The sequence below is a fragment of the Terriglobales bacterium genome, from assembly GCA_035651995.1.
Classification (GTDB): domain Bacteria; phylum Acidobacteriota; class Terriglobia; order Terriglobales; family Acidobacteriaceae; genus DASRER01.
This window is the reverse complement of record DASRER010000034.1, coordinates 1-26,782: the sequence shown is the minus strand read 5'-3', so window position 1 is coordinate 26,782 and position 26,782 is coordinate 1. Positions and strand designations below refer to the sequence as shown.

Here is a 26,782-nt window from a genome sequence, read left to right as displayed (position 1 = left end):
GCAAACGATAGGTTGCCGGGCGCGGTCGTTCCGGGGCCAAATGCTAAGTGCTAATTGCTGCAAGTTTTACGACGCAGCCGCTTGGGCGGATGCCGCGCAGACCGGCATGAGGACGACCTGTTCGCCAACCACCGAGACGGTCATCTCGCGGGCGCAGGGGCCGCAAAGCCAGAAGTACTCGGCGCGAGGGGCGCCGTTGCGTATCAGGTCCGCAACGGTTTCAGGTTGCGGCGCGGGCGCCACCGTGGCGATTGGGGCGAGGGCGCGCTGCATGGGCCTGCGGCGCGCGGGGAAGCCCTGTACGTCAGACTCGACGCGGAAGATCTTGCCCTGGTTCAGATAACGAAGCTTCGCCGAGCAGCCTGGATTGGCGCACTTGGATAGCATGGCGGGCCTCCCGAGGGACAGGATTGCAGTACGTGGCGTACATCCCGGCGTCGCGTGATGCCGGCAATTGAGACTGACAGCGGCCTGTGCTGGATTGGATGCAGCAACTCGGGCCGGCGAGTGGTGGAAAACTTTTTTGACGAGGACGAGGCTGGCGAGATTATATCCCCGGCTGGGAACCCGCGCGCCGCGAAATTCGTTCGTACAAAAACTTTGGCCGGGCAGGCCGCGGGACACCGGCTCCGTTCGGCCCGCCGCGACGGCTTGTCTGGCGTGATTTCTACCAGTACGTCCGCAACCCCATGCACATTGGGATGGCGCTGTTCCTGGCGGGGACTGCGCCACGGCGCCGCGCTGGGCGCCGCGACCGCATCGGCCGGCGCGGGTGATCGGGTGCGGTGGCACTTAGCACTTAGGATTTGGCAGTTGGCCGCGAACGCCCGGGCTTTCAGGGGCCCAATGCTAATTGCCGAATGCTAGGTGCCGGAGCTCGGCCGCGCCGGAACCACTTCCACGATTGCGTTGTAGTCCGGCACGCCGCTGGTGTCGAGCTGGCCCGCGGGGATCAGCCCGTTGACCTCAGGCCAGTGGGCTTGCAGGCAGCCGGGGCGGACTTCGGCGATCTTCACCCGCCCGTGAAATTCTCCCAGTTCATTGCGCAGCAGGATGGGATCGCGATCGGCGACGCCGAGCTGGTCGGCGTCAACCTGCGACATGAAGACCTGGTCCCGCTCGGCGCCGGTGAGCGGATCGAAGCCGGCGTGCACGATGCTGTTGAACTGGCGGCCGCGGCGGGTGGACAGCAGAAACCGGCCGGCGGGGATGTTCTGATCGGGCAGGTTGACCGCGCTGAAGTGGCCCTTGCCGTCGGCAGTAAGGAAGCTTTCGCCAAGCAGGCGCGGGCCGCCGCACTGGAAGTTGTCGCCCTTTCTTTTGAGAGACCCGATGCCGCGGTAGGCGGGGCACACGCGGTCGATTTCGCCGCGGATGTCCTGCGTGTTTTGCCATGGGAAGGCAGTGTTGGCGCGCTCGGGGTGGGCCCTGCGGGCAACCAGGACCGGGATCTCCCATTCGTCGAGCGCTTCGCCGGGGCGCGGGCCGGGAATCTCCGGCGAGTAGATGACGCGGCGCTCGGTGCTGGTTTCCGTGCCGCCGCCGCGCTGCTCGTAGCGGGTGCGACTGGGCAGCAGCACGACGGTTTCGCCGGGATCCACGAGCATGGAGCGGTTGGCGACGATGTCCTGGTGAATGCGCAGGCGAACGCGTCCGAGGGCGCGGTCCACGCGGTCGGGCTGCGGTAAGGTCTGCGCGAAATTGCCGCCCGATTGCCACAGCGCGTCGAGTTCGCCGCGCTCGGCGGCGAGGATGCACTCGGTGGCGGTCATTCCTTTCCACGCGGGCGGCTCGAAGCCCCACATGGTTGGGGCGGAAAAGCGACGGGCGTTGTCTTCGTTTACGGCTGACCCCAAAACGTAAGCGCCGGGCTGGGCGCCCATTTCGGCGCCGCCCTGGACGCCGCTATGTCCGCGGATGGGCATGAGACCGGTGTGGGGGCGTCCGACGAAGCCGCGCGCCAGTTGCAGGTTTACGATGGCGCGCACGTTGTCGCTGCCGTGGCGATGCTGCGTGACTCCCATGCTCCACACCATGATGGCGTGACGCGCGCGGCCGAACGATTCGGCGAAGCGCAGCATGTCGGCGCGCGGGAGGCCCGAGCCGCGCTCCAGCTCTTCCCAGGAAAACGCGCGGGCTTTGGCCTCGACGTCTGCAAAGCCGATGGTTCGCTCGGCGATGAACTCGCGGTCGAGCCAGTTGTTTTCGACCAGGTGCTTGAGCACACCGTAGAAGAATGGAATGTCGCCGCCGGTGCGTATGAGGAAGAAGTCGTCGGCGATCTGCGTGCCGAACAGCGCGCTCTCGGTGACTGAGGGCACCCAGTAGCGGTCCATGCCGGGCTCGCGGTACGGGTTCACGACGAAGATGCGCGTGCCGGCCTTTTTCGCGTAGTACAGGTACTTGGTTGCGACCGGCTGATTGGCCGCGACGTTCGACCCGACGAAGACGAGCAGGTCGGCGCCAATCCAGTCCGAGTAGGAGCACGTGGTCGCCGCTACCCCGACCGTCGCATTCAGGGCGGCGGTCGAAGGCGCGTGGCAGACGCGGGCGCTGGTGTCCACGCTGTTCGTGCCGAAGAAGCGTGCCACCTTCTGATGCGCGTAGTAGGCCTCGTTGGTGAGGCCGCGCGAGGTGACGTACCAGGCGAGGCGATGCGGGTTGGTCTGCTTCAGGCCCTGCGCGGCCGCATCGAGGGCTTCGTCCCAGCTAATGCGGCGGAATCCTTTCGCGCCGCGATGGCGAATCATGGGCACGGGAAGCCGGCCGAGCTTGCGCAGTTGTTTTTCCGAGAGGCCGCGCAGCCGCTCCACGTCTTCGAGCAGGCGCCAGTCCATGGCGGGCATGGTGTTCAGCCGCAGCAGTTGCAGGCGCACGGCGCACAGGTGGACGCCCTTCATCGTCCAGTCGCGCATGCCGCTGGTGCCGAGGGCGCAGCCGTCGCAGCAGCCGTCGCGGAGAATGCGCCACGCGTAGCCCAGGTTGTCGCGGTTCTCCCAGAACGCGTCGAGCATGTCCTTGTAGTTGTTGGGGTGCTGCTGGTTCAGGCCATAGGGGACGAGGCTGACCCAGTGGGAAGAACGTTTCACGTTTCGCGTTTCACGTTTCACGAAGATAAGGACCGGCGAATGGTGAGGCCGCTTTTCTCCAGAATACAGGGCGCAGCGCGCTAGCGCGAGTTGAGCAGCAGCTTGTGACGCAGCAGGGCGAGCGATTCGGGCGCGATCATGTCGCGCAGCGTCACCAATTGCACGCTGGCGGGCGCGTGCCGGGCAACTTCATCCATGATAAGCGGGGAAACGTAGGCGCGGGGCGCTTCGGCGAGCAACTGTGCCAGCCGCGCGTGGTCGCGGTAGTGGACGAACACCAGGTTGTTCACCACCGCCTCCGGGGCCGTGCCGCCCACCGCCTGGCGGAATTGCGGCTCGAAGGAAATGTCGCTCAATACCATGGGGAAGACGTGGCGGCGGGCGTGGCGCAGCAATATGCGGTGGAACTCGGGGTTCAAGCCGATGCGAAACGGCTCGCGCCGCAGCCGCGTGCCCCAGGCGGTCGCTTCGGCCCAGTGGAAATCGGTGGTCACCAGCAGGTCGGCGTCGCGCAGCAGGCTGCGTAACTTTTTTGCCGGTTCGGTGGTGAGTACCGGAAAGGCCTCGATGCCGAGCTTGCGGTGGATTTCTTCGCTGAACAGTCCGGCCTGCTCGCGGTTGCACTCCAGTACGGCGCAGCGAACAGCGGGAGCGCGGATGCCGGCGGCGTGCAGCAGCGATTGAGCCACGCGCCGCGGCGAGAGGCTGTACTGCTCGCCTTCGCGCAGCACGCGGCGGGCGAAGCGCTCCAGGTCGCGGCGGTAGGAGCGCTCGGCGGCGGCGGTGGAGTACTTCACGAAGACGCCGCGCGTGGGCTTGATGTCGACCACGCCCTCCTTTGCGAGCTTTCGGTAAGCCCGGAAGGCGGTCTTCAGGTTGAGGCCGGTTTGCGTGGCGACGTCGCGCACCGTGGGCAGGCGGCTGCCCGGGCGCAGAATGCCGAGATGGATGTGATAGAGCAGTTGCTCGCGGATCTGCTCAGCGGGAGAGAGCTGGCTCTGCGGGTTGATGCTGAAGCGTACTGTTGAAGCGGCGCGCACGAAGTGATTCTTTGCAACACGCGAAAGGCGCTCAAGCTGTGGCGGCCAGTATATATGTCCGTTCACCGATGGCGGCTTGACGGGCGCGACCCCGGCTGCCATGTTGGAGCACATTGTCCCGGGAGGAGTGATGCAAACGGCGGTACTGCCAGACGCAGCCCGCAGCGAATTTCAGAGTCGCGCGCGCATCGGTGTGCGCACCGAAGACTTGCGCAAGGTCTACGCATCGGCAGGGCCGGCAGCCACGCCCGCCGGCATGAGCATCATGCCGCTGGGACGCGCGCAGAGCGCCGACAAGAAAGACAAAGACAAGAAGAAGTCGGCGGGCGTGGTGGCGCTCGACGGCATCTCGCTCCAGGTCGAACCCGGTGAAATCTTCGGGCTGCTGGGACCGAACGGCGCCGGGAAGAGCACGACCGTCGGCATCCTGACCACGCGCGTGCGTCCGACGGGCGGGCGCGCGTTCATTGGCGACTACGACGTGTGGCGCCAGCCGGTGGAGGCGCGGCGGCTGATCGGCGTGGTGCAGCAGCGCCCGAACCTCGACTTTGCGCTCACCGCCCGCGAAATCCTGCATTTCCACGCGGCGTACTTCGGCCTTGGGCCGAAGGAGCGGGCGCGCCGCGCCAACGACCTGCTGGAGCGCTTCCAACTGGCTGATCGGGCCGACGATTCGGCACGCAATTTTTCCGGCGGCATGATGCAGCGGCTCTCCATCGCGCGCGCCATGATGCACGATCCGGCGGTGCTGTTCCTCGACGAGCCCTCCACGGGCCTCGATCCGCAGACGCGCTTGCTGCTGTGGGGCATCATCCGCGAGTACAACCAGGCGGGGAAGACGGTGCTGCTGACCACGCACAACATGGAAGAGGCCGACGCGCTCTGCCAGCGTATCGCCATCATCGACCACGGAAAGCTGATCGCGCTGGGCACGCCGGCCGAGCTGAAAACCTCGATCCCCGGCGGCTACGTGGTGCGCCTGCGCTTCAGCGGAACCGCGGCCACGCTCGAACAGCGGCTGAAGCAGCTGGCGGGCGTGCGCGAGGTGCAGTCGAACATTGGCGGCGCCGACGTCTATGCCGATCGTGGCGGGTCGCTGGTGCCCGAGCTGGTGGCGGCGCTGGGCGAGTTGCAGGTGGAGCTCACCGATGTGCACATCTCCGAGCCGAGCCTTGAAAACCTGTTCCTGCACCACACGGGAAGGAGCCTGCGCGATTGAACTGGAAAACGTTCCGGGCAATGCTGGCGCGTGACGCGCACGTGGCGCGGCGCAATCTGGCGGTGGTGCTGGTGCAGACCATGCTCCAGCCGCTGATGTTCGTCTTCGTCTTCGGACAAGTGATGGTGCGCAGCGGCATGATGGTTTCCAGCTACAAGGCCATCCTGCTGCCCGGCATCATGGGCGTGGCCATGACGTTCAGCGGCGTGCAGGCGGTGGCCATGCCGCTGCTGGCCGAGTTCCAGTTCACGCGCGAGATCGAAGACCGGCTGCTGGCGCCCATGCGCATGGAGTGGCTGGTGGCGGAAAAAATCCTGGCCGGCATGGTGCAGGCGCTGATCTCAGGCGCGATCGTGGTGCCGGCGGCGTGGCTGCTGCTGGGACGCAACGTGGGCATCAGCTTCGAGCGTCCGTGGCTGTTTGCGGCGGTGGTGCTGCTGGTGGCGCTGTTCTCCGCCGCGGGCGGCCTCACGCTCGGCGTGAGCATGGGGCAGACGCACATCGGACTGATGTTCAGCCTGGTGCTCGCTCCGATGATCTTCTTCGGCTGCGCCTACTACCCGTGGAGCGCGCTGAACAGTTTTCCCATCCTGCAAAAAGTGGTGCTGCTGAATCCGCTCGTTTATGCCAACGAAGGCCTGCGCGGAACGCTGGCGCCGCAGTTTCCCCACATGCCGATCGCCGTCGTCCTGGGCGCGCTGGTGGTGGTGGACACGCTGCTGGTGATGGCAGGGTTGAACCGCTTCGCGGCCCGGGCGATCAGCTAGTTTCTATTCTGCCGCGCGTCTCCTTCGCCGCTCCGGCTCGGTGGGCGTACGGCCTTCCCTTCAGCCGGCGAAACCCGCCGGGCTGACTGCCGGGCTGTTTCTTTCGGCCGTCTGCGGAACTGGCGCGTGGCTGGCGCAACGCGTCTTGAACTGCGGCGCCCGGATTCATATAATGGCACGCCGTGCCGCATAGTAAAACCACACCCCGTTCTCCTTATCAGATCCAGGTGCTTGACCGCGCCCTCGGCGTGCTGGGAATCCTAACGGAAAAGGGTCCCGGGATGTCGCTGCTGGAAGTGTCGCGCGCGCTCGGGCTGCACAAGAGCACGGCGCACCGGTTGCTGATGGTGCTGGAGCGCCATCGTCTGATCGAGAAGAACGGCGAGGGGCGCTACCGGCTCGGGCTGAAGCTGTTCGAGCTGGGCACGCGCGCCGTTTCGCAGCTCGATATTCGCGAGCGCGCGCGTCCGTACCTGGAGCGCGTGGTCATGGAAACCGGCGAGACGGCGCACCTGTGCGTTTACGACGACGGCGAGGTTGTGTACGTCGACAAGGTCGAGCCGGAGCGCAGTGTGCGCCTGGCGTCGAGCATCGGCCGGCGGACGCCGGCGTACTGCACCGCGGTAGGCAAGGCGATCATGGCGTCGCTGCCCGCCGCCGAGGTGGAACGCGCGGTGCAGAGGATCGGCATGCGGCCGCTCACGCGCCATACCCTCACCACGCTGGCGGAGCTGCGCAACGAGCTGACGAAAGTCCGGCGGCAGGGCTACGCGGTGGACAACGAAGAAAACGAAGAGGGCGTGCGCTGCGTGGGCGCGGTGGTGTGGGGCTACACGCACGAGCCGCTGGCGGCCATCAGCGTCTCAGGGCCGTCGTTCCGCGTGAGCAACGAAAAGGTGCCGCTGCTGGCGCGCTCGGTGACGGCGGCGGCGGAAGCGCTCTCGTCGGAGCTGGGATTCCGGATGGCGAAGCGGCGGGCGGCGCGTTAGCCGAGGTACCGGGCGCGGCGCATCCGGCAGAACAGACCGAGACCGCCGGCCGTGAGTAGTGGACAGTGAACAGTTAGAACACTCTCCACTTGTTTGATCTGGAGCGGGGGATGGGTGTTTTGCAGGTGCAGGCAACAGCGCCGGAGAGGATCGCGACCAAGGCAGATTTTCGCGTTGCCGGCCTGCGCTGGTGGATCATCGGGCTGGTTTTCCTGGCCACGCTCATCAATTTTCTCGACCGGCTGACGATCTCGGTCTTGTCGCCGGTGCTGCGCGCCACCTGGCAGCTTTCCAACTTGCAATACGCGACGCTGGGGACATGGTTCCTGCTGGCGTACACGGTGAGCCACAGCGTCTCCGGCAAGTTCTACGACCGGGTGGGCGTGCGGCGCGGGTTCACCTGCTCGGTGCTGGTCTGGTCGGTCGCGGCGATGCTGCACGCGGCGGCGCGCGGGCTGGGATCGCTGAGCTTGTTTCGCGCGCTGCTCGGATTCGGCGAAGCCGGCAACTGGCCGGGTGCGGCGAAGGTGGTCGCCGAGTGGTTCCCGGCGCGCGAGCGCGCGTTTGGACTGGCCATCTTCAACAGCGGCGCCGCGCTCGGATCGGTGGTCGCGCCGCCGCTCATTGTGTGGCTGCAATATCGTTTCGGTTGGCAGGCCGTGTTCCTCATCACCGGCTCGCTCGGATTTCTGTGGGTCGCGCTGTGGCTGGCGGTGTATCGGCGGCCGGAGGAGCATCGGTGGCTTGGTGAGAAGGAACGCGCACTGATCGAAGAGGGAAGCGCGGCGTCAGCTTCGACATCGCGGACGCGCCCGCGCTGGCGGGACCTGTTTGGGTATCGCCAGGTCTGGGGAATTGTTGCGGCGCGGCTGCTGGTGGATCCGGTGTGGTGGCTCTACATCTTCTGGCTGCCGGAATACTTGAACAAAGTCCGCGGCTTCAGCCTGGCGCAGATCGGGCTGTTCGCGTGGGCGCCGTACCTGGCGGCCGACGCGGGGAGCCTCGCGGGCGGATTCGCCTCGGGCGTGCTGATGCGGCGCGGCTGGAGCGTGGACCGCGCGCGCAAGACCGTCATGCTGATTTCCGCGGCGATGATGCCCGCGGGAATTCTCGCAGAGCGCGCCGAGAGCGCCATGGTCGCGCTCGTGTGGATTGCGGTGGTGCTGTTCGGCTTCCAGGCGTGGATCAACAACCTGCAGGCGATGCCGAGCGATTTGTTTCCCGCGTCGGCAGTGGGCAGCGTCGCGGGACTCGGCGGTTCGGGCGCGGGTATTGGCAGCATGCTGTTCATTCTGGCCACGGGTTGGGTGGTGGACCACTTCTCGTACCGCCCGGTGCTGATCACCGCCGGCCTGCTGGCGCCCATCGGCGCCGCGGTGCTGTTCTGGCTGACGCCGAAGATCGAAATGCTCGACCTTGGCGCGGCGGAGGCGACGGCGTGAACCTCGGGCTGAAAGGCAAGGTTGCCATCGTGACCGGCGGCGCGCGCGACATCGGCCGCGCCATCTCGCTGGAACTTGCGCGCAGCGGCGCCGCTGTCGCGGTCAACTACGCGGCAAGCGCGGATCGGGCCGCGGAAGTCGTGAACGAGATCAAGGCGGGCGGCGGGAATGCGGTTGCCGTCGCCGCCGACCTGCGCCGGCCCGAGGGTGCCGCGAAGCTGGTGAAGGAAACGCGCGCGGCGCTGGGCGACCAAATCCACATCCTGGTGAACAACGCGGGCGGGATCGTGGCGCGCAAGAAGATGGAAGAGATGGACGCCGCGTTCTGGGACGAAGTCATGGCGCTGAACCTGCGCACGCTCTTCCTGGCGACGCAGGCGGCGCTGCCGCACATGGCCGAGGGCGGCGCTATCGTGAATTTGGCGTCGCAGGCCGGACGCGACGGCGGCGGCACGGGCGCGGTTGCGTATTCCACCACCAAGGGCGGCGTGCTCACGTTTACACGCGGGCTGGCGAAGGAACTCGGCCCGCGCAAGATTCGCGTGAATGCCGTCGCGCCGGGGCTGATCAACACCAGCTTTCACGACACCTTCACCAAGCCGGAAGTGCGCCAGCGCGTGGCCGGCATGACGCCGCTTGGCCGCGAAGGCACGGCCGAGGAAGTTGCTGCGCTGGTCGTGTTTCTCGCCTCGGGCGCGTCGCCCTTCGTGAACGGCGCGGCGGTGGACATCAATGGCGGGATGTATTTTTCGTAAGCGATGACGATGCGAGCGACATCCCGGCCGGCACGGCACTTAGCAGTTAGCAATTGGCATTTGGCCGTGAAGGGTCGTGCTGACGAGAGAAGGCGCATTTGGCATTTTGTGTTCGACCGCACTGTTCAGGGGCCAAGGGCTGACTGCCAAATGCTAAGTGCGCCGGCGCGAACCCTCCTCGTGCTCATCGTCTGCTGCATCAGCACCGCCTCCCAGGATGCCCGCGAAAATCTCGGACCGAAGGACGAGCCCGCGAAGAGCACTCAGCCGCATCCGCTGGCGGCGCTGATGCAGTCGGTCACCTGGCAACTCAAGCCCGAGCTGCGCGGCGTGCATCCACGGGTGTACGTCACCGCTGCGGAACTTGAGCAGCTTCGCGGGCGGGCGCGCGGATCGCATCGCGAGTTGTGGCAGCGCGCGCTGCGGAACCTGCCGGCGCTCACCGAAACGCCGCCGCCTCCGCCTGCCGAAGAGCGCCGCGCGCAGAACACGGCCGGCATTTCCATGGCGGGCGCGGCGTTTGCCTACGCGATCGAGCGCGATCCGAAGTATCTCGCCGCCGCCCGCAAGTACATGGACGCAGCCACGAGCTACGACGTTTGGGGATACAGCTACAACAAGCCCAACGTTGATCTCGCCGCCGGGCATCTTCTTTATGCGCTCGGCTGGTCATATGACCTGCTCTACAACGAGCTGACGCCGGCCGAGCGGGAGCGCTATCGCGCCAAGCTCGTCCGCCAGGGGCAGCAACTCTACGAGTACTACAAGCCCAAGCCGGGCCGCACGTACTCCTACAGTCAGAACCACGTCTTCATCCCGATGGCCGGGCTCGCCGTCGCGGCCTACGCGCTAGAGGGCGAAGCGCCAGAGGCTGACCATTGGGCGCGCCTCTCCGCCGCCATCTACGACCGCGTGCTCGCCACGTACTCGCCCGACGGCTACTACTACGAGGGCATGGAGTACTGGATTTTTTCCACGCCGTGGATCGTGCATTATCTGGACGCGCACGCGCACGCGACCGGCGAAGACCTGTACGCGCGCGCGCCCGGCCTGGCGTTGGCGCATTTGTACGCGGCGCACTCCATGCTTCCCGGCGGCAACGACGCGTTCGACTTCGGCGACGTCTTCTTCGGCCCGCTCTCGCGCACCGGCAAAGACGAAGACCGCAAGCGCACGCATCCCGGCGGCCACTTCAACACCAACTACAACATCCTGTACCGCCTGGCGGCGCGTTTCCGCGACGAAGGCGCGCAGGGCGTGGCGGCGTGGCTGGCCGGTATGGGGCAGGTGAACGCCGAAGACTTCTGGTCGCTCGCCTGGTACGACGCGTCGCTTCCCGCCACGCCGATCGAAAAGCTCGAGCCGTGGCACTACTTCAAGGACCATGAGGTCGCCTATTGGCGGAGCGACTGGTCCCCGCGCGCGACAGCGATTGCGTTCAAGTGCGGTCCGCCCGAGGGACATCACACCGCCGCGCTGGTTCAGCAGTTTCCCGACTGGCGCCTCGAAGCCGGGCACGCGCATCCCGACGCCAACCACTTCATCGTTTTCGCCGATGGCAAATATCTGACCGGCGACTCCGGTTACGCCGGCGTTCCCATGACCGAGCAGCACAACACCGTGCTGGTGGACGGCAAAGGCCAGGCCAACGAAGGCGAAGGGCACAGCGCCTGGCAGGACTTCCCATACTCGCAGCTCGACAGGATCCGCATGGCTGAAGTTGATTTCGGACCCGATCGCTTCTTTGTTCGCGGCGACGCCACCGCCGCTTACGCCACGTCGCTCGGCGTGCGCCGCTTCGAACGCAGCCTGATGCTGACCGCGCGCGGCTTCGTGATGTGGGACACGCTGGAAACCGCGCAGGCGCGCACGTTCACCTCGGTGCTGCACTCCGATGACAAAGCCAACGCTCGCGGAAGCGAGATCGAGCTTGGTTCGGGCAGCGGCGCGCGGCTCGACGTGCGCGTCCTCTCGCCGGAGAAAATTTCCGCGCAAGTGGAACCCAACTGGATGATTGCGCCCGGGCGTCCCGGGTCGGTGGCCAGCGGGCAGCGCGAGGCGCGCGGCGAGCGCGTGCGCATCTCCAACGCCACGCCCGCAAAGGACGTTCAGTTCGTTTACGACTTCACCATCCGGAACACAACCGAGAGCAGCAGGTTCGCAGGAGGACAATCGCAGTGAGCACGCAAACCCAAGTTATGGCCGAACCGGTGACGAAGGAAGGCAACGTCTTTCGCGCGACCAACGCGCACAAGGGACGCAAGGTCGTTGTCACACCGCACAACAGCAGCATGCAGCACCTTTACTATGCGCGCACCATCCTGGATCGCGGCGGCAACGGGGTGAGCTTCGAGACAGGGAAGCGCGAAACCGGACTCATCGTTGTGGGCGGCTCGGCCGAATTGCGCGTCAACGAAGAGAAGATTTCGCTCGGCACCTATGACGCGATCTACATTCCGCGCAATTCGCAGGTCAGCATCTCGAGCGCCGCCGGTTGCGACATCGCCGAATTCGCCGCCGAAGTGGACAACGACTATCCGCTCCAGGTCGTCCGCTATGCCGACCTCAAGCAGGACAAGACACTGCACTTCGTTACCGGGTCGGACGCCACGCGCCGCGAGCTGAACATCATGTTCGGGAAGAACGTGAAGGCGGGGCGCATCATGGCGGGCCTCACGCTCTCCGAGCCCGGCAACTGGACGAGCTGGCCGCCGCACGAGCACGCCGTGCTGGCCGAGGAGCTGTACGTGTATACGCACATGCCTCCTCCGGCGTTTGGATTACAGCTGGTGTACACGAACACGCACGAGCCGGAACTGGTCACGATTGTGCGCGACGGCGACGCGGTGCTCATGCCGCGCGGCTACCACCCGAACGTGGCGGCGCCGGGACATCGCATTGGATTCCTGTGGGCGATGGCGGCGCACCGCGAGGTGGAAGACCGGCAGTTCGGCGTGGTCAACGTGCAGCCGGGCTTCGGCGCGGGCGGCTCGGGACTCGACCAGGCGAGGAAGTAGTTGCCGGTTGTCAGTTATCAGTTGCCAGACCGGCAATTGGCAATTGGCACCTGGCATTCAGCCGTCCAGGTCTGATTTGAGCGGCCAATGCTAGCTGCGAATTGCTGATTTATTTCACCCTCCGCCAAAGGAGGGCGGAAGGGTGGGGCGCCTACAGACATGATCCTCGATCGTTTTCGGCTGGACGGGAAAACGGCGCTGGTGACGGGCGCGTCGGCGGGACTGGGCGCGGCGATTGCGCTCGCGCTCGCTGAGGCCGGCGCGAGCGTGGCGTGCCACGGCAATTCGCGGCCTGCGTCGGATACGGCGGGGCGCATCGTGAACGCCGGCGGGCGCGCGACCGCGGTGCAGTGCGACCTGGCGCGCGAAGGCGGCGCGCACGAGCTGTTCCTCGCCGCCGAACGGGCGATCGGCACCATCGATGTGCTGGTGAACAACGCCGGCGTCATCAAGCGAGCGCCGGCGTCGGAATATTCCGACGCCGACTGGGAGCTGGTACTGCGGGTGAACCTGACCAGCGTTTTCCGGCTGAGCCAGCTGGTGGGCCGGCGGCTGCTGGAGCTGAAGCGGCCGGGAAAGATCGTGAACATCGCGTCGCTGCTGTCGTTCCAGGGCGGCGTGTTCGTGCCGGCATATTCGGCGTCGAAGGCGGGCGTGGCGCAGATCACCATGGCGCTGGCGAACGAGTGGGCTTCGCGGGGCATCAACGTGAACGCCATCGCGCCGGGGTACATGAAGACGACGAACACCACGGCGCTGCGCGAAGACCCGGTGCGCAGCCGGCAGATCATGGAGCGCATTCCAGCGCAGCGCTGGGGCGAGCCGGAAGACGTGGCCGGCGCCGCGGTTTTTCTGGCGTCGGCGGCGAGCGATTACGTGCACGGGCACGTGTTGGTGGTGGACGGCGGGTGGATGGGCAGGTAGGAAAGCGGCCATTGGCACTCAGCAATTAGCAATCAGCATTTGGCCGTCAACGGCGGCGCTGAAGTGCCAACTGCTAAGTGCGGAACGGACGATCACAGCGAGTACAAAGGCGGGCGAATGGCCGAACTGAAGATCCACGGTCGCGACAAGCAGTGGGACATTGTCGCGCTCGGTGAAGTGATGCTGCGGTTCGATCCCGGCGACGGCCGCGTGGCCACGACGCGCCACTTCAAGGTTTCCGAAGGCGGCGGCGAGTACAACGTGGCGCGCGGGCTGCGCCGCTGCTTCGGCATGCGCGCCGCCGTGGTCACCGCGCTTGCGGATAACGCCGTGGGCCGCCTGGTGGAAGATTGCATGCTCCAGGGCGGCGTCGACCTGCGCCATCTGCGCTGGACCAGTTTCGACGGCGTTGGGCGCAGCGTCCGCAACGGCCTGAATTTCGTGGAGCGCGGGTTCGGCGTGCGGGCTGCGCTCAGCGTCTCCGATCGCGGACATACTGCCATCTCGCAGCTCAAGCCCGGTGAAGTGGATTGGGAGCAGATCTTCGCCAAGGAGGGCGCGCGCTGGTTCCACACCGGCGGCATCTACTGCGCGCTGAGCGAGCACTCGCCCAAGGTCGCCGCCGAGGCGATGCAGGCGGCAAAGAAGCACGGCGTCATCATTTCTTACGACCTGAACTATCGCGCCTCGTTATGGAAAAGTGCCGGCGGGCAGAAGCAGGCGCAGGCGGTGAATCGCCAGCTCGCTCCTTATATAGACGTGATGCTGGGCAACGAAGAAGACTTCAGCGCCGCGCTGGGCTTTCAGGTGCCGGGCCTCGACAAAAACCTGTCGGAACTCGACCCGGCGAACTTCAAGAAGATGATCGCGCAGGTGACGCAGGAATTCCCAAACCTCAAAGTTGTCGCGACCACGCTGCGCAACGCGAAGACCGCCACGGTCAACGACTGGGGCGCGGTCTGCTGGTACGACGGGCAGTTTTACGAGGCCACGCGCCGCGAGAACCTGGAGATTTACGACCGCGTCGGCGGCGGCGATTCTTTTGCCTCGGGCCTGATCTACGGGTTTCTCGAAGGCAAGCCGGCGTCGTGGGCGGTGGAGTGCGGCGCGGCGCACGGCGCACTGGCCATGACCACGCCGGGCGACACGACCATGGCGACATTGAGCGAGGTGCTGGCGGTGATGTCGGGCGTGAGCGCGCGTATTGCGCGCTGAATGCGAACAGGAGACCAACAGCCAACCATGACCCATGACCAGGTGCGGCAACGGATTTACGAGATTGGGATCGTTCCCGTAGTGCGTGCCGCTTCCCCTGAAGAAGCGCTTGATGCAGCGTCCGCCATCCGCGAAGGCGGCCTCGCCGTGCTCGAGATCACCATGACCGTCCCCGGCGCGCTCGACGTGATTCGCGAACTGGCCAGGCGGCACCGCAACGATGCGCTGGTCGGGGCCGGCAGCGTGAAGAATGCCGCCGCGGCGCGTGCCTGCCTCGATGCCGGCGCGCAATTTCTCGTCAGCCCCGGGCTCGACGACGCGGTCGTGAAGCTGGCCACCGAAGCCGGCGTGGTCTCGCTCCCCGGCGTGCTCACGCCCAGCGAAGTGATGCGCGCCGCCGCGCTCGGCGCCAGCACGATGAAGCTGTTTCCCATCAGCAACCTCGGGGGGCCGGCATACATGAAGGCGCTGAAGGCGCCGTTTCCGGAAATTAACTTCGTCCCCACCGGCGGAGTGAACATCAACAACGCCGCCGAATATTTCGCGGCGGGAGCGTTCGCCCTCGGACTGGGCGGCGACCTGGTGGACCTGAAAGCCTTGCGCGCGGGCGATCGCGGCAAGATCGTGGAAGGTGCGCGCCGGCTCGCCGAGGTCGCGCAGAAGTTTCGCGCGGGCGAGAAGGCGCCGCTGGCGGCGTCGCGCGCGTAGAAGCTCGATTCATCACGGAGAAGTCATGACCTCATCGAAGCCCTCAGCCTCACCTGGCGTGGTAGTCGTCCCCGAGAAAAAGGCGTCGGCTTCCACGCCCGAGCCTGGCCTGCGCCGCCGCATCCTGGCATTCAACGACAAGCTCATGCTGGCCGAGCACGTGATGGAAAAAGGATGGAAGGGCGCGCGCCATTCGCATCCGCACGAGCAGCTCGTGTATGTGATTTCCGGCCACATCAAAGTCAGCGCCGGCGACAAGAGCTTCGAGTGCCGCGCCGGCGACAGCTTCGTGGTCCCCGGCGGCATGGAGCACGAGGCCGCCGCGGTGGAGCGCTCCGTGGTCCTCGACGTGTTCACGCCCTCGCGCGAGGAGTATCGTTAGCCGCTGCAGAATCCCTCTTCAACGGCCCTGCATCTCTGTGGTAGCCGGCCTGTGCGCCGGACCTGGTGAGCGAAGTAGCGGACGTGATCGTGATCGGCGCCGGCGCGGCGGGACTCGCCGCCGCCTACCGGCTGGCGCGCGAGGGCCGCCGCGTGATCGTGCTCGAAGCCCGCAGCCGGGTGGGCGGGCGGATCCTCACGCTGCACACTCCCGACTCTGACTTTCCCATCGAACTTGGCGCCGAGTTCGTTCACGGACGTCCGGCCGAGATCACCGAACTGGCGCGGGCGGCGCGGCTCGAGCTGTACGAGAGCGCCGGCGATGACTGGTTTGCCGGCCCCGAAGGCCTGCATCGCGCGGACTTCTTCGCGGAAGTGGAGGAGATTTTCGGGGAGATGGAGAAGCACCAGTCTCCCGACCGCAGCTTCCTCGACTTCGTGCGCGAGCGTTTCAGCGGGCCCCGGTGGGGGCAGGCGGTGGAGTGGGCGCTGGCCTTTGTCTCCGGCTTCAACGCGGCTGATCCGGCGCGCATCAGCGTGCAGTCGCTGGTGGAACAATCGCGCGCCGACGAGAAGATTGATGGCCACCGCACCTTTCGCCTGCGCCGGGGCTACAGCGCATTGATGGATTTCCTCCACCGGCAGTGCGAGGCCGCCGGCGTCCGGTTTGTTTTCGATTGCCGCGTGACCGGCGTGGAGTGGCAGCGCGGACGCGCGCGCATCGTCACCAACGCCCCGCCCGCCGAGCGCGAGTTCGAGGGCATGCACGCCGTCATCACGGTGCCGCTTGGCGTGCTGCAGGCGCGCGCCATCGAATTTTCGCCGCCGCTGACACGCAAACAGCGCTCGCTGGACCTGCTGGCGATGGGAGACGCCGTGCGGGTCAGCATCGTCTTCGACGAGCCGTTCTGGGCGTCGTTGCGATCGCCGGCGGGCGAAACTTTGCGAAGCCTGCGCTTCCTGTTTTCCGGCCAGAAGCTGTTCCGGACGTGGTGGAGCTATGCGCCGCTTTCTGCGCCGCTGCTGACCGGCTGGACGGCCGGCCCCGCGGCAGACGCGTTCGCCGGCAGGCCGGCCGAGGAAGTGGCCGCGGCAGCCGTCGCCTCCCTGGGAAAGATTTTCGGCGTGGACGAACGCGCGGTGCAGGCGCACGTGCGCAGCACGCACACGCACGATTGGGCTGCCGACCCGCTCTCGCTGGGCGCCTACAGCTACTCCTGCGCGGACGGGGCGAAGGCGCCCGACGAACTCGCGCGACCGGTGGACGACACCCTGCACTTCGCCGGCGAGGCCACCGACGTCAACGGACATACCGCCACCGTTCACGGCGCACTGGCCAGCGGATACCGCGCCGCACGAGAGGTGCTGGCGCATCGCGCGGGTTGAGCCGGGGCCTGCGGGCGCCCCGGCAAGCTTCTTCTGGCTTGAGTGGGAGCGTCTCGCGTGCCATCGAGATTGCGTGCAGAACCTTGCCGCTGCCGGGCGCGTATTGACTGTTATGGGCCGAACGGGCGCGCCATGACCTTGCCCGTATAATCGGACGTCTCCACTTGGGAATCCCGGATGGTCCTCTCCACCTACCGATACGTGCGCCGCAAGCTGTCGGAAGCAGGCCTGGCGCCGCAGAGCCGCCTCGCGCGGTTCACCGTGTACCTGCTGGTGGTGGACCTCACCTTCTTCGTGGTGCACCGGCTGGCGCTGCTGGCGGACCTGAACTGGCCGTCGCTGATGGCGCTGAGCAGCTGGGTCGTGTTGTTCACGATTATTCTCGTTGTCCTCGGCGCCATTCTGCTCATGCGCTGGGCGCGCGACCACATGCTGTGGCGGCTGCGCAACCGGCTCATCGTTACCTACGTCTTCATCGGCGTGATTCCGGTGCTGCTCATCACGTCAATGGCGGGCATTGCCGGGTATCTTGCGTCGGCGCAGTTCGCGACGTTTCTTGCGACCGCCGACATGCAGGCGGAAGCCAACCGCCTGGAGGCAGCGAACACCGTGCTGGCCGAGCACATTGCCGGCGAACTGCGCAGCGGACAGCCCGCCGGACGCATTGCGCAGGCGCTGCGCGACGCCAAGCTGGAGGAGCAGCGCGACGTCACCTTCTGGGTTGACGGCAAGCCTTACGTGGTCACTGCCGATGGGGCAGCGCGCCCACCGGTGGACTTTCCGGCGTGGCTCAAGGACAGGATGCGCGGCGTCGTCTGGACGCCGGACGGCCTGCTGCTGCGCGCGGCCATCAAGCTCGCCAACGGCAAAACGCCGCTGGTCGTGATCTCGTCGCTGCCGGTGGAGAAGCCGCTGCTCGATCGCGTGGCCGCGAACCTCGGCGCGGTCACCATTTTCAGCGATCCGCGGCTGTTCACCGCCACCAAGCCTGGCGCCGCGGTCACTTACGACGCGCGCGTGCAGAACCCGGCGCCGCGCGACATTCACCGCGTCGGCGGCGGAACGCTGCCGGAAGAGCGCTGGCAGTTTGACCCGGTGGTCTCGTTCGTCACGCCGGTTTCGGTGATCAACTGGGAGACCGGCGAACGCCGCGGCGAGCGGTCCGAAAAAGAAGTCGGCGAAGTCCCGCTGCTTTCGGTGCAGACGCGCATCTCGATGCTCTACGCGCGCCTTTTCCAGACGCTCGGTCCGTTCGCGGGCATCATCGCGCAGGGGCTGGTGATCCTGGCTGCGTTTCTGTTCATCATCGAACTGCTGGCGCTGTTCGTGGGCGTGCGGCTCACCCGCAGCATCACGCGATCGGTTGCCGCGCTGTATGAGGGCACGCAGCACGTGAATCGCGGCGAATTGCGCCATCGCATCGAGGTGAAGACGCGCGACCAGCTCGCCGCGCTGGAGACCTCGTTCAACTCCATGGCCGAGTCGCTCGAGCGGCTGCTGCTGGAGCAGAAGGAAAAGCAGCGCATCCAGAACGAGCTGGCGATTGCGCAGGAAGTGCAGGAGCAGCTCTTCCCCAAGCAGGTGCGCGACCTGGAAACCCTGGCAGTGCACGGCTTGTGCCTGCCGGCGCGCACCGTGAGCGGCGACTACTACGACTTTGTGCCGCTTACGCGCGATGAGCTGGCCATCGCCGTGGGCGACATCAGCGGCAAGGGAATCTCGGCGGCGCTGCTCATGGCCACGCTGCACTCGGCGGTGCGCGCCTACGCGCTGGACCGCACGCCGCTCGCTGTCGGACAGGAGCTTCCCGCCTATGCCACTGTGGCGGTGGGCCAAGACGACTCGTACTCATCGCCCGGCGGAGGGAGTCTCGGCGGCGGCGATCGCGAAAGTATTTCGCCGGCGGAATGGCTGGCGCTGCTCAACCGCCAGCTCTACCACAGCACGCCGATGGAGAAGTACGCCACGCTCTTTCTCGGCGTGTACGACGGCGCGGCGCGCACCCTGCGCTACTCCAACGCCGGACATCTGCCGCCCATCATCCTCAGCGCGGATGGCGCCGTGCGCCGCCTCGACGTGGGCGGAACCGTCATCGGACTGTTCAGCACCGTGCGTTTCGAGCAGGCCTTAGTGCGGCTGCGGCCGGGCGACATCTTCCTCGCCTTCAGCGACGGCATCACCGAGCCGGAGAACGAATTCGGCGAGTTCGGCGAGCAGCGGCTGATCGAGCTGGTGCAGGAGATTCGCGACCTGCCGCTGGACCGCATCTCCGAACAGGTCACCACCGCTGTGCGCGACTGGATCGGCGGCCAGGAGCAGCCCGACGATGTCACCCTGGTGCTGGCGCGGGCGAGGTAGTTGCCAGTTGCCGGTTGGCAGTTGCCAGAAAGGGAAGTTAGCAATTGGTACTTGGCATTGGCCGTCCAGGTCCGATCTGAGGGGCCAAGTGCTAACTGCCAGGTGCTAAGCGCCGATTTCTGACAAGGGGCAACTGGCAACCGGCAACTGGTACTCACTCAGTCACTCCCACCGGTGTCGCCGACGCGCCTACCATCGGCTGCATGGGTTGGAGTGCGCTGGTTTTCTCGCGTGATCCGGAAGTCCGCGATGCGCTGGCTGCGGCGCTGGCCGAAGCCGGCTTCACGGCGGAAATCTGTCCCGAGCCCGCGTCGGCCGTGCTGGAATTGGCGCGCCACAAGTTCGACGCCGCCGTGCTCGACTGCGACGCCGAATCGGGCGACTACCTGAGCGACCTGCTGCGCCACATGCGCGAGGTCACGCTGAATTCCAAGCTCGTGGTGGTCAGCGTGGTCGGCAACCTCTCGTTGCTGCAGAAGGCGTTCCATGAGGGCGCCAGCTTCGTGCTGAGCAAGCCGCTCGCGCCGGAAGTGACGCGGCGCACGCTGCGCGCCGTTTCCGGACTACTGCACCGCATGGCGCGAAGGTTTCCGCGAAAAAACGTGAGTTCGCTGGCCATGGTGACGATTGACGGCGTCGCCGAGAAGGCCATGATGATGCAGCTCGGCGAAGGCGGCATGGGCCTGCAGGCGCTGGAGCCGCTCGAGGTGCAGCGCACGCTGCAACTGCGGTTCGAAATTCCCGGCACCGACGAGCTGGTGGAAGCCACCGGCGACATCGCCTGGGCCGACCCCAGCGGCCGCGTGGGCGTGCGTTTCGTCGAAATGAGCGACGTCTCGCGGGAGCGCCTGCGGCAGTGGGTGATGAGCGACGCGGTCGAGGCCGGCGCCGCCATCGCGCAAGGCCAGGCCTTCGATCCCGATTCCATGGGCACGCTGAAGATCGTGCCGCCGCCGCAACGGCTCACCGCCGCGCTGTTCGATGGATTGATTGTGCTGGCTGCGACCGCCATCTTCGAAGTCATCGTCCTCACGCTGACCGCCGGCCTGCCGCGTCCCTTCATGGCCCAGGCAACGGCGCTGGCCATCCCGTGCCTGTTCTGGAGCCTGTATCAGTATTTGTTCCTGCGCGGGGTCACGCCGGGAGCGCGCCTCGCCGGGCGCATCGCGCTGGCGCTGGCATCGCGCCACAGCGCATTGGCCGCGGCGCTGCTCACACCGGTGAGTGTGCTCTGGCGCGGCATGACGCGCATGGGCGCGCGCATGGAAATGCCCGACGGCTTCGCGCCGCCGCCGGCGTCGTCGCAGGTGAGCTTCCGTCCCGCCAGGGACCTGGAGCGGCACCGCACCGACTTCAGCGCGTTGGAGACGGCGGAGAAGATCTGGTAGCGACCAGCGCGTGCCACTGCCGCCGCGCGCCGTCGAACACCCGCCGCATCGCGCGAAGTACCTTCCGAATGACGATGATCGTCGCCACGATCAGCGCGATGGTCGCCGACGCTGCAATCCACGGATGCGCCGTGGCGAACCACGTCAGCCCGACCGCCACCACGTCTTCGCCCAGGCTGAGCGCGGTGTTGGAAAGCGGCTCGGGGGAAGGCGTCACGGTGGCGCGGACGGCGGTCTTGCCTCCGTGCGCCACCAGGGCGATGCCGGCGCCCATTACCGCCACCGCGATCTGCGCCCCCGGCGAGAAGTTGCTGGTCGCGCCATAGGCAAGCAGCGCCGCGACCGGGACGCGGACGAACGTCTGCAGCGCATTCCACAGCAGGTCGAAGCCCGGAACCTTGTCGGCGAAGAATTCAGCCACGAACAGAGCCAGGCTCACCGCGATGATTGGCCAGCTCTCCACCAGGTGGAGCGATGGTGGAAGCTGCACGACGCCGGCCTGCGCCAGCAGCCCGAGCGTCGTCACGGTGGCGTACACGTTGAGTCCGGCCGAGAATGCCGCCGCGACGGCAATGGCCAGCAGCGTGTCGTGCTTGAGAAGGTCCAGCATCCTGCTCCCGGCGCCCTTTATGATGCCCCGGCGTCCGCCGCCAGGACCAGCCCTCCTAAGACTCGGCGGGATGTGAGGTCACGGAAAGCCGAGTCTTCAGAGCGGGAATGAGTCAGCAAACCCGCCGGGGGCGTCCGGCATCTCACGCTCCCGACGTCGCTTTCTCGTCGCGCCACGCGGAAAGCCCCAGGGTTGATCCGCCACTTCGGCACTCCATGAAAGAACCCACGGGCGGTCGGGCCTTGTCGCGTGCGAATGCCGGGCACATTTCCTCCGGCGCTCGGCGGCGCGCCGCGAGCGAAGCGACTCTGGTTGACGTACTCGACCGCGTGCTGGAGAAGGGCATCGTGATCGATGCCTGGCTCAGGCTCTACGTGGCAGGTGTAGACCTGCTTACCGTTGAGGCCCGAGTGGTGGTGGCATCGTTGGAAACGTACCTGAAGCATACCGGTCCGCTTCGCGCCACTGGCCAGGCTTCCGCTCCGTCCCGCAATTCTCCCGTCATCGGTCTTGCGCGCAACGGCCTTGCAGCTCCTGGCAAACCGCCGCAGCACTGAGTCCGCCAGCTGATCCCACCGGGCCAAGTGACGAGTCGTTGTGTGTTCGAAAGGGATTTGTGAAAGCGCACATCGTTCAGTTTGTTGCCAAGCCAGAAGTGGGACACGAACTCCGGTCGCACATCAGGAACGTGATCTTGCAGGAATTAATTGGACAGCCCGGTTTTGTGGCGCTGTGGGTGATGGCGGCGGAAGGCGAGCCAAGAATGTGCATGGCCGTCACGCTGTGGCGCGGCGGAACCGCCTGGCCATGGGAGCTTCTCACCCTGTCAACAGCCGCCTTGGATCAGCTCGCGGACTCGCGGCAGGCCGCTTCGTTCGACGTGACCGACACAGTCGGCGTCTCCGAGATCCACTACGGCGCAAGCGCACGCGCCGGAGACGAGGACAGCGCCAGCGGGTCCGCGCTTCTGGTCCAAAGCTTGCTGCTAGCTGCCGACCGCCGGCTCAAATCGGAACAGTTCATCTCGCGCGCACAGGAGGTGCTGCACGGCAACCTGGCCGAGCTGGCGCAGGAAATCGTCAAGCAGCGCCGGCGTAAAGAAGTGGTCACCGCGCAGCTGGCTTTCGACCAGACGACGCATCTTTTGGATCAGATTGAGTCGTGGCTCGAGATCCAACGGGACCCGTCGGCGCCAAAGTTGCAGGCGCAGGCGGCGTGAACCGAAGCCGCCGACACCGAAACTGCTGCTTTGTTATAATCAACGAGCCCGCAATCGGTGGCGCTATCGTCTAGGGGTTAGGACGGAAGATTCTCAATCTTCAAACCCGGGTTCGATTCCCGGTAGCGCTACCAAACCTTCCTTTTCGTCCTCGGCTGCCGCTATCTCGCTAAAGCTCCAAGTAGTTATCGGGGTTCGATAAGCGCCATTTGCAAAATACACGCCTGCGGGGAAAAGGACCTGCTGGAACCGCTGCTTCTGCTCCAGCGAGCAGTGGCTCCAGAAGTTCCCAGCATCACGCAGAACGAACTCGGCGAAATTGAGGATCGCCTCGAAATCCAATTCTTCCTTCCGGGCATCCCGCTGCTCCATCTCGGCTAGGTTGAGCTGCTCCAGCAAGGCAGCTTTCATCTCCTGGTAGGTGCGCTCGTCGATGGCATGGCGATAGACGAACGCTTCGTCGAGCTTCCGCTTCCGCTCTCTCAGGTCGAGGACTTTCTTTTCGGCCGCGTCTTGCAGGGTCGCCGCGTCAGTCTGCCTGCCCTTGCAGACGTCCAAAAAGACCGCTCGGAAAAGGCGCATATGTTCCGGCTTTGGCAGGATCAGATGGAGAAACTCGCAGAACTCGGATTCCATCTCGGCCTTGCTGACGTTCCGGCGAGGCGTAATGCAGCCGCGGTGCTGACATCGGTAGAACGCATACTTGCGCTTGGTATGGCTGGTTGACCAACTGGCAGTCATTGGCTTGCCGCAGTCGCCGCATCGAACGAAATGCCGCAGCGGGAAGTCGGGATGATTGCGCTTGCGCGGCGAGAGTGCAGGAGCGCGGCCTTGGAGCAGTGCCTGGACGCGATCAAACGTATCGCGATCAACAATCGACGTAAACCGTCCCTGAACGTTGATATCCCACTTCGGCACGACGATCCAGCCGGCGTAGACCGGCTTGCGCAGAAGGGCGTTGAAGGACTGCGCCGAGAGCTTATGGCCGCGCTTGGTCTTGAGACCGAGCTGATCGAGCTTCCGTCTGACCTGCTCCTTCGTGTAGATACCCGCTGAGAACCAGCCAAACGCCTTCTCAACGAGCGGCGCCCGCTCTGGATCGGGCATGATGGTTTTCTCGCCCTTCCCGTCTATTGCGGCGAGGTAGCCGATTGGCGGCGGAAACGTCCACTGCCCCTGTTCCAGCCGCCCCTTCATGCCCTTAATGCTGCGGTCGGCCCTGATGCTGTTGTCCAATTCCGCGACTGCCGACAGCACCGTCTCCATGAACTTGCCGGTATAGGTGTCGTCAATCGCCTCAGTCGCGGAGCGAAGGGTCACGCCGATGGCGCCAAGAACGCTCCTGAGGTTCGCGTGATCGAGGCTGTTGCGCGCCCAGCGATCCAGCCGCGCAACAACGACGACCTCAACGTCCTTACGCTCGCGACAGAGCTTCAGCAGCTCTTTGAGTTGCGTGCGATCAGCCGTCTTGGCCGACTCGCCTTCTTCGACGAAGACCGCAGCGACCTCGTAGTCGTTCCGCTGGCACCATTCGAGGCAGATCTTCCGCTGCGAGGCCAAGCTGAGGTTCTGCGTCTGTTCCTCAGTCGAAACCCGGCAATAGGCGACGGCTTGCCCCATTTCAATCTCCCAGGGGAATGGCTCGTTCGGAACACACGTTAGCGTCGTATTGGCGACGTCAAAAGCGAAGAATCCAGCGGGTTACGTTCAGGACTTGACTTAAGGGGAGTAAGCAGACTTTGGAGGTCCCACAGTGTGGGGCGAGGCTTAGAAAAGCAGCCGCTCAATCGCCAAAGGCGCCGGGCAGCGAGGCGTCCTTTCCCGAATTGCCGAATCTGCCGATGTCCGAACGCGCTCGCCGTTCGGCTTCGCGGCGGCCCACTCGGCCGTCGAACTCCATGATCGCTGCCCTCTCGGTGACGGCCTCGTTAATCTCCGCGCGGCGAGCGGCAGCGGATTTCTTAGCGTCAGCCTTGCCCCACTCGTGCCAGGCCTCGATGACTACGTGGGCAAAACCATACAGCTGGTCGCGCAGTAGTTCGATTTCAGCATCGGTCAGCTGACAACTGGGTCCGAGGAGCTGGCGACATTTCGAGGCACTCATCCTGGAGCTGCTTAGTTGCACCGGAACAGCGCCAATCGGCGGGAGCTTTCGCTTCGAGCGAGTCTGCGTGGGCATGAGATGGAGCCGGAAATGAAAACGGCCGGCGATCTGCCGGTCGTCATTGGCACGATTTTTCTTTTGCTGCCGTGTAAAGACACGGCGAGTGTCACCCCGCTGCGTGAAGGGCATGTACAGCCGCAGCCCGCATACGCCACTGGCCGGTTGCCCGGCGGCGAAGTCTATTTAGAGCCCGAATCGCACTGGGCTACCTGTCGGCAAGCGAGGCAACCGCAGTGGACAGCTGCGACGCTCGTGATCCGACCTGGTGCTGCCCCCAAATAGGCAGCTGAGGCTTGTATAACCGACGCACGCCGTGAAGGGCAAAAGGATATGCGGAAAACTCGGCGATCGTCAGTTCCTGCCGAATTGATCGAAAACTAAGTTACGTGACGTTCTCCACGTAGTAGACCGAATCGAGCAGAGCGACGCGAGCATCCCAAATGCGGCGCTCAAGGGCGTGCTGCGGTCGTGGTGCGCGCCACCAAGGACAATGCCAAATTCTCTGCATGAGACTCCAGTACCCATCGAAGCTCTGAAGCGAGAGTGCCGAGACGCCGAATGCTTCGGCGACGCTGGAACGGTTTTTCGAATCAATGCAGATGAACAGATCCGGCCGTTTCATTGCTAGCAGGCGCGATGCTGTCGCTACGCCTGCGCGCTCCCACTGGTAAGCGTCAGCAAATCTGTCGTAAACCGCTTTACTGATCTTGCCAGTCCGGGGAATGTGATCGAGCGCGGCATCCAGGCTGGCTGGATTCTGGTTTAGCTTCTGCTTGAAATAACCGGCTCCTCGCATGCTGCCAAACCAGCCGCCTTCGTGGGATGTGCCGCCCACAAATTGCCGGTCGCTGGCCGGCATCTTTGCTAATGTGCCGTGTTGCGCGAACAGCTTTTGGCAGCGCTCCGCAGTCTGCAGGTAGTCGGGTTCTCCTCCTTTACCTCCGTCGATACGTTTGCGGCGCTTGGGAGCAAGAATAAGCCCCACGAATTCAGGCCACGTCTTGTTCAATTGTTCGGGTGGCTCTTCGCCCGCGCTTTCCCGCTGGATTCTTTCTTTGGCTTTCGTTTTGGCCGCTTGGGTGGGATGAAACTTGGCAAGGCGTGTGCGCGCAGTCCGCAGCTTTTCGAACTGCTTCCGATAATCGGTGATCTCGGGTTTTGTCAGAGGCTCCGAGTTCTTTTCCTGCTCATCAATGTAAGCAGAAATCTGTTTGAAAAACGGTTCCGAGGTCGCGCCCTCGATACAGACATTCAGCTCGCTGTTGTTGCCAAAGCCGCCGCTTGTGAAATTCGAACTGCCGATCACGCAACAGAATCTGTCGCCGTTTTGGAACACATAAAGTTTCGGATGAAAAGTGCCGCCGTTCAGAGCATCGCCGATGCGAATCACGGAGCGAAATTGACGAAGGAAATCAGGCGATGTTGTGTAGAAGTCCAGTCCTACAACCATAGTCGCGATCTTGCCCCGCGCATCGCTCAGGCAATTACATATGGAGCAGTCGGTCGTCGCCCACGCCGTGACAACGCGGATGTTTTCAGCCAGCAGGCACCATTTACGGAAGACTTGCGCCAGTTCAGTAGTGCTATCGAGCATTCGCGTGCGCATTCGTCACACCCTTTGAAGCCGAGGCCGCAAGGCCATGATCCGAGCTTCTACACCTTCTTGAAAGCAGTGTGATGCATCGCAATCCAGGTCTCCACCAGCTCATAGAACGCAGCCGCCTGCTTCACAATCTCTTTCGCCTCGGTCTCGGTGGCGACGTGGGAATGCGCGTAGTCGATCACATTGCGCTTCCGTCGGCAGGTCTCGAAATAATCGACGTAATTGTCGGCTCCCGATCCGAGCGCGAGTGACCTGCTCCCCTAGATCCACACACTCCTGAGTATGATTTCACACTTCGCAGGCAGCGGAGAGCGAGGGGAGGAGCATGTCTCGGAGCAAGCACACGGAAGCGGAGATGATCGCAGCACTGAAGCAGATGGACGCAGGGCGGCGGGCGGAGGATGTGGCGCGAGAGGTGGGCGTGAGCAAGCACACGCTGTACTCCTGGAAGGCGAAGTACGGCGGGATGGACGCGACGCAGGCGCAGGAGGCCAAGCAGTTGCGCGAC

Annotated in this window: 27 protein-coding genes and 1 tRNA gene; 21 read left to right on the top strand and 7 right to left on the bottom strand. The window is 65.1% G+C overall.

The window, feature by feature from the left end:
* Nucleotides 1–66: 66 nt before the first annotated feature.
* The 3 genes from VFA60_11480 to VFA60_11470 all read right to left on the bottom strand — a co-directional run bounded on the left by VFA60_11480 (nucleotide 67) and on the right by VFA60_11470 (nucleotide 4,231).
* Complete coding sequence (locus VFA60_11480; protein ID HZQ92406.1) at nucleotides 67–387, bottom strand: hypothetical protein; 321 nt, start codon at nucleotides 385–387, stop codon at nucleotides 67–69.
* Nucleotides 388–863: 476 nt separating this feature from the next.
* Complete coding sequence (locus VFA60_11475; protein HZQ92405.1) at nucleotides 864–3,089, bottom strand: FdhF/YdeP family oxidoreductase; 2,226 nt, start codon at nucleotides 3,087–3,089, stop codon at nucleotides 864–866.
* An 80-nt stretch (nucleotides 3,090–3,169) separates the two neighbouring features.
* Nucleotides 3,170–4,231, bottom strand: coding sequence for a GntR family transcriptional regulator (locus VFA60_11470; GenBank protein ID HZQ92404.1), 1,062 nt, complete (start codon nucleotides 4,229–4,231; stop codon nucleotides 3,170–3,172).
* A 28-nt stretch (nucleotides 4,232–4,259) separates the two neighbouring features.
* Between VFA60_11470 and VFA60_11465 the strand changes: the two genes are divergently transcribed.
* The 14 genes from VFA60_11465 (at nucleotide 4,260) to VFA60_11400 (ending at nucleotide 20,678) form a co-directional block, all read left to right on the top strand.
* The gene (locus VFA60_11465) at nucleotides 4,260–5,348 is read left to right on the top strand and encodes an ATP-binding cassette domain-containing protein (GenBank protein HZQ92403.1); all 1,089 of its coding nucleotides are present in this window, start codon (nucleotides 4,260–4,262) and stop codon (nucleotides 5,346–5,348) included.
* Complete coding sequence (locus tag VFA60_11460; protein ID HZQ92402.1) at nucleotides 5,345–6,115, top strand: ABC transporter permease; 771 nt, start codon at nucleotides 5,345–5,347, stop codon at nucleotides 6,113–6,115. The genes VFA60_11465 and VFA60_11460 overlap by 4 nt, the downstream gene beginning before the upstream one ends.
* A gap of 227 nt (nucleotides 6,116–6,342) precedes the next feature.
* Nucleotides 6,343–7,104, top strand: coding sequence for an IclR family transcriptional regulator (locus tag VFA60_11455; protein HZQ92401.1), 762 nt, complete (start codon nucleotides 6,343–6,345; stop codon nucleotides 7,102–7,104).
* A gap of 89 nt (nucleotides 7,105–7,193) precedes the next feature.
* On the top strand, nucleotides 7,194–8,546 hold the full coding sequence (locus tag VFA60_11450) for an MFS transporter (GenBank protein ID HZQ92400.1): 1,353 nt from the start codon (nucleotides 7,194–7,196) through the stop codon (nucleotides 8,544–8,546).
* Complete coding sequence (locus tag VFA60_11445; protein HZQ92399.1) at nucleotides 8,543–9,301, top strand: SDR family oxidoreductase; 759 nt, start codon at nucleotides 8,543–8,545, stop codon at nucleotides 9,299–9,301. The genes VFA60_11450 and VFA60_11445 overlap by 4 nt, the downstream gene beginning before the upstream one ends.
* A gap of 150 nt (nucleotides 9,302–9,451) precedes the next feature.
* The gene (locus VFA60_11440) at nucleotides 9,452–11,482 is read left to right on the top strand and encodes a DUF4962 domain-containing protein (GenBank protein ID HZQ92398.1); all 2,031 of its coding nucleotides are present in this window, start codon (nucleotides 9,452–9,454) and stop codon (nucleotides 11,480–11,482) included.
* Nucleotides 11,483–11,499: 17 nt separating this feature from the next.
* Nucleotides 11,500–12,318 carry a 5-deoxy-glucuronate isomerase gene (locus tag VFA60_11435; protein ID HZQ92397.1) on the top strand — a complete coding sequence of 273 codons (819 nt, stop codon included), beginning with the start codon at nucleotides 11,500–11,502 and terminating at the stop codon, nucleotides 12,316–12,318.
* Between the two features lie 159 nt (nucleotides 12,319–12,477).
* Complete coding sequence (locus VFA60_11430; protein ID HZQ92396.1) at nucleotides 12,478–13,242, top strand: SDR family oxidoreductase; 765 nt, start codon at nucleotides 12,478–12,480, stop codon at nucleotides 13,240–13,242.
* Nucleotides 13,243–13,359: 117 nt separating this feature from the next.
* Nucleotides 13,360–14,457 carry a sugar kinase gene (locus VFA60_11425; GenBank protein HZQ92395.1) on the top strand — a complete coding sequence of 366 codons (1,098 nt, stop codon included), beginning with the start codon at nucleotides 13,360–13,362 and terminating at the stop codon, nucleotides 14,455–14,457.
* A 27-nt stretch (nucleotides 14,458–14,484) separates the two neighbouring features.
* Entirely contained in the window at nucleotides 14,485–15,165 is a 681-nt protein-coding gene (locus tag VFA60_11420; protein ID HZQ92394.1) for a bifunctional 4-hydroxy-2-oxoglutarate aldolase/2-dehydro-3-deoxy-phosphogluconate aldolase, read from the top strand.
* Between the two features lie 25 nt (nucleotides 15,166–15,190).
* The gene (locus VFA60_11415; protein HZQ92393.1) at nucleotides 15,191–15,547 is read left to right on the top strand and encodes a cupin domain-containing protein; all 357 of its coding nucleotides are present in this window, start codon (nucleotides 15,191–15,193) and stop codon (nucleotides 15,545–15,547) included.
* Nucleotides 15,548–15,612: 65 nt separating this feature from the next.
* Entirely contained in the window at nucleotides 15,613–16,932 is a 1,320-nt protein-coding gene (locus VFA60_11410; protein HZQ92392.1) for an NAD(P)/FAD-dependent oxidoreductase, read from the top strand.
* Nucleotides 16,933–17,109: 177 nt separating this feature from the next.
* Nucleotides 17,110–19,290: a SpoIIE family protein phosphatase gene (locus tag VFA60_11405; GenBank protein HZQ92391.1), complete on the top strand. Its 2,181-nt coding sequence runs from the start codon at nucleotides 17,110–17,112 to the stop codon at nucleotides 19,288–19,290.
* 203 nt (nucleotides 19,291–19,493) lie between these two features.
* Nucleotides 19,494–20,678 (top strand): PilZ domain-containing protein, encoded by a 1,185-nt coding sequence (locus VFA60_11400; GenBank protein ID HZQ92390.1) that lies wholly within the window; start codon nucleotides 19,494–19,496, stop codon nucleotides 20,676–20,678.
* Here the strand turns inward: VFA60_11400 and VFA60_11395 are convergent.
* The gene (locus VFA60_11395) at nucleotides 20,644–21,288 is read right to left on the bottom strand and encodes a DUF4126 domain-containing protein (protein ID HZQ92389.1); all 645 of its coding nucleotides are present in this window, start codon (nucleotides 21,286–21,288) and stop codon (nucleotides 20,644–20,646) included. The genes VFA60_11400 and VFA60_11395 overlap by 35 nt on opposite strands.
* A gap of 215 nt (nucleotides 21,289–21,503) precedes the next feature.
* Here VFA60_11395 and gvpJ point away from each other — a divergent pair, with 215 nt between their 5' ends.
* From gvpJ to VFA60_11365, 6 genes are all read left to right on the top strand, one after another.
* Complete coding sequence (gene gvpJ, locus VFA60_11390) at nucleotides 21,504–21,845, top strand: gas vesicle protein GvpJ (protein ID HZQ92388.1); 342 nt, start codon at nucleotides 21,504–21,506, stop codon at nucleotides 21,843–21,845.
* A gap of 59 nt (nucleotides 21,846–21,904) precedes the next feature.
* Nucleotides 21,905–22,507, top strand: coding sequence for a hypothetical protein (locus VFA60_11385; GenBank protein HZQ92387.1), 603 nt, complete (start codon nucleotides 21,905–21,907; stop codon nucleotides 22,505–22,507).
* Nucleotides 22,508–22,566: 59 nt separating this feature from the next.
* Nucleotides 22,567–22,641: transfer RNA gene (locus tag VFA60_11380), tRNA-Glu, on the top strand.
* A gap of 304 nt (nucleotides 22,642–22,945) precedes the next feature.
* Complete coding sequence (locus VFA60_11375) at nucleotides 22,946–23,233, top strand: hypothetical protein (protein HZQ92386.1); 288 nt, start codon at nucleotides 22,946–22,948, stop codon at nucleotides 23,231–23,233.
* 105 nt (nucleotides 23,234–23,338) lie between these two features.
* Nucleotides 23,339–23,563, top strand: coding sequence for a hypothetical protein (locus tag VFA60_11370; GenBank protein ID HZQ92385.1), 225 nt, complete (start codon nucleotides 23,339–23,341; stop codon nucleotides 23,561–23,563).
* A 297-nt stretch (nucleotides 23,564–23,860) separates the two neighbouring features.
* Nucleotides 23,861–24,169, top strand: coding sequence for a hypothetical protein (locus tag VFA60_11365; protein HZQ92384.1), 309 nt, complete (start codon nucleotides 23,861–23,863; stop codon nucleotides 24,167–24,169).
* Nucleotides 24,170–24,290: 121 nt separating this feature from the next.
* On the opposite strand, the gene VFA60_11360 is transcribed toward VFA60_11365, so the two are convergent.
* The 3 genes from VFA60_11360 to VFA60_11350 all read right to left on the bottom strand — a co-directional run bounded on the left by VFA60_11360 (nucleotide 24,291) and on the right by VFA60_11350 (nucleotide 26,456).
* On the bottom strand, nucleotides 24,291–24,800 hold the full coding sequence (locus VFA60_11360) for a hypothetical protein (protein HZQ92383.1): 510 nt from the start codon (nucleotides 24,798–24,800) through the stop codon (nucleotides 24,291–24,293).
* A gap of 253 nt (nucleotides 24,801–25,053) precedes the next feature.
* Nucleotides 25,054–26,277, bottom strand: a complete 1,224-nt coding sequence (locus tag VFA60_11355; protein ID HZQ92382.1) for a phospholipase D-like domain-containing protein — start codon at nucleotides 26,275–26,277, stop codon at nucleotides 25,054–25,056.
* A gap of 47 nt (nucleotides 26,278–26,324) precedes the next feature.
* Nucleotides 26,325–26,456 carry a hypothetical protein gene (locus VFA60_11350; protein HZQ92381.1) on the bottom strand — a complete coding sequence of 44 codons (132 nt, stop codon included), beginning with the start codon at nucleotides 26,454–26,456 and terminating at the stop codon, nucleotides 26,325–26,327.
* Nucleotides 26,457–26,599: 143 nt separating this feature from the next.
* Here VFA60_11350 and VFA60_11345 point away from each other — a divergent pair.
* On the top strand, nucleotides 26,600–26,782 hold a 183-nt coding region (locus tag VFA60_11345; protein HZQ92380.1), incomplete at its 3' end, for a transposase.

Coding starts and splice junctions, on each gene's coding strand:
- VFA60_11480 (HZQ92406.1), bottom strand. CDS start 387: ATGCTATCCAAGTGCGCCAATCCAGGCTGCTCGGCGAAGCTTCGTTAT.
- VFA60_11470 (HZQ92404.1), bottom strand. CDS start 4,231: ATGGCAGCCGGGGTCGCGCCCGTCAAGCCGCCATCGGTGAACGGACAT.
- VFA60_11465 (HZQ92403.1), top strand. CDS start 4,260: ATGCAAACGGCGGTACTGCCAGACGCAGCCCGCAGCGAATTTCAGAGT.
- VFA60_11440 (HZQ92398.1), top strand. CDS start 9,452: ATGCTAAGTGCGCCGGCGCGAACCCTCCTCGTGCTCATCGTCTGCTGC.
- VFA60_11435 (HZQ92397.1), top strand. CDS start 11,500: ATGGCCGAACCGGTGACGAAGGAAGGCAACGTCTTTCGCGCGACCAAC.
- VFA60_11430 (HZQ92396.1), top strand. CDS start 12,478: ATGATCCTCGATCGTTTTCGGCTGGACGGGAAAACGGCGCTGGTGACG.
- VFA60_11425 (HZQ92395.1), top strand. CDS start 13,360: ATGGCCGAACTGAAGATCCACGGTCGCGACAAGCAGTGGGACATTGTC.
- VFA60_11420 (HZQ92394.1), top strand. CDS start 14,485: ATGACCCATGACCAGGTGCGGCAACGGATTTACGAGATTGGGATCGTT.
- VFA60_11415 (HZQ92393.1), top strand. CDS start 15,191: ATGACCTCATCGAAGCCCTCAGCCTCACCTGGCGTGGTAGTCGTCCCC.
- VFA60_11405 (HZQ92391.1), top strand. CDS start 17,110: ATGGTCCTCTCCACCTACCGATACGTGCGCCGCAAGCTGTCGGAAGCA.
- VFA60_11400 (HZQ92390.1), top strand. CDS start 19,494: ATGGGTTGGAGTGCGCTGGTTTTCTCGCGTGATCCGGAAGTCCGCGAT.
- VFA60_11395 (HZQ92389.1), bottom strand. CDS start 21,288: ATGCTGGACCTTCTCAAGCACGACACGCTGCTGGCCATTGCCGTCGCG.
- gvpJ (HZQ92388.1), top strand. CDS start 21,504: ATGAAAGAACCCACGGGCGGTCGGGCCTTGTCGCGTGCGAATGCCGGG.
- VFA60_11375 (HZQ92386.1), top strand. CDS start 22,946: ATGGCGATAGACGAACGCTTCGTCGAGCTTCCGCTTCCGCTCTCTCAG.
- VFA60_11360 (HZQ92383.1), bottom strand. CDS start 24,800: ATGCCCTTCACGCAGCGGGGTGACACTCGCCGTGTCTTTACACGGCAG.
- VFA60_11355 (HZQ92382.1), bottom strand. CDS start 26,277: ATGCGCACGCGAATGCTCGATAGCACTACTGAACTGGCGCAAGTCTTC.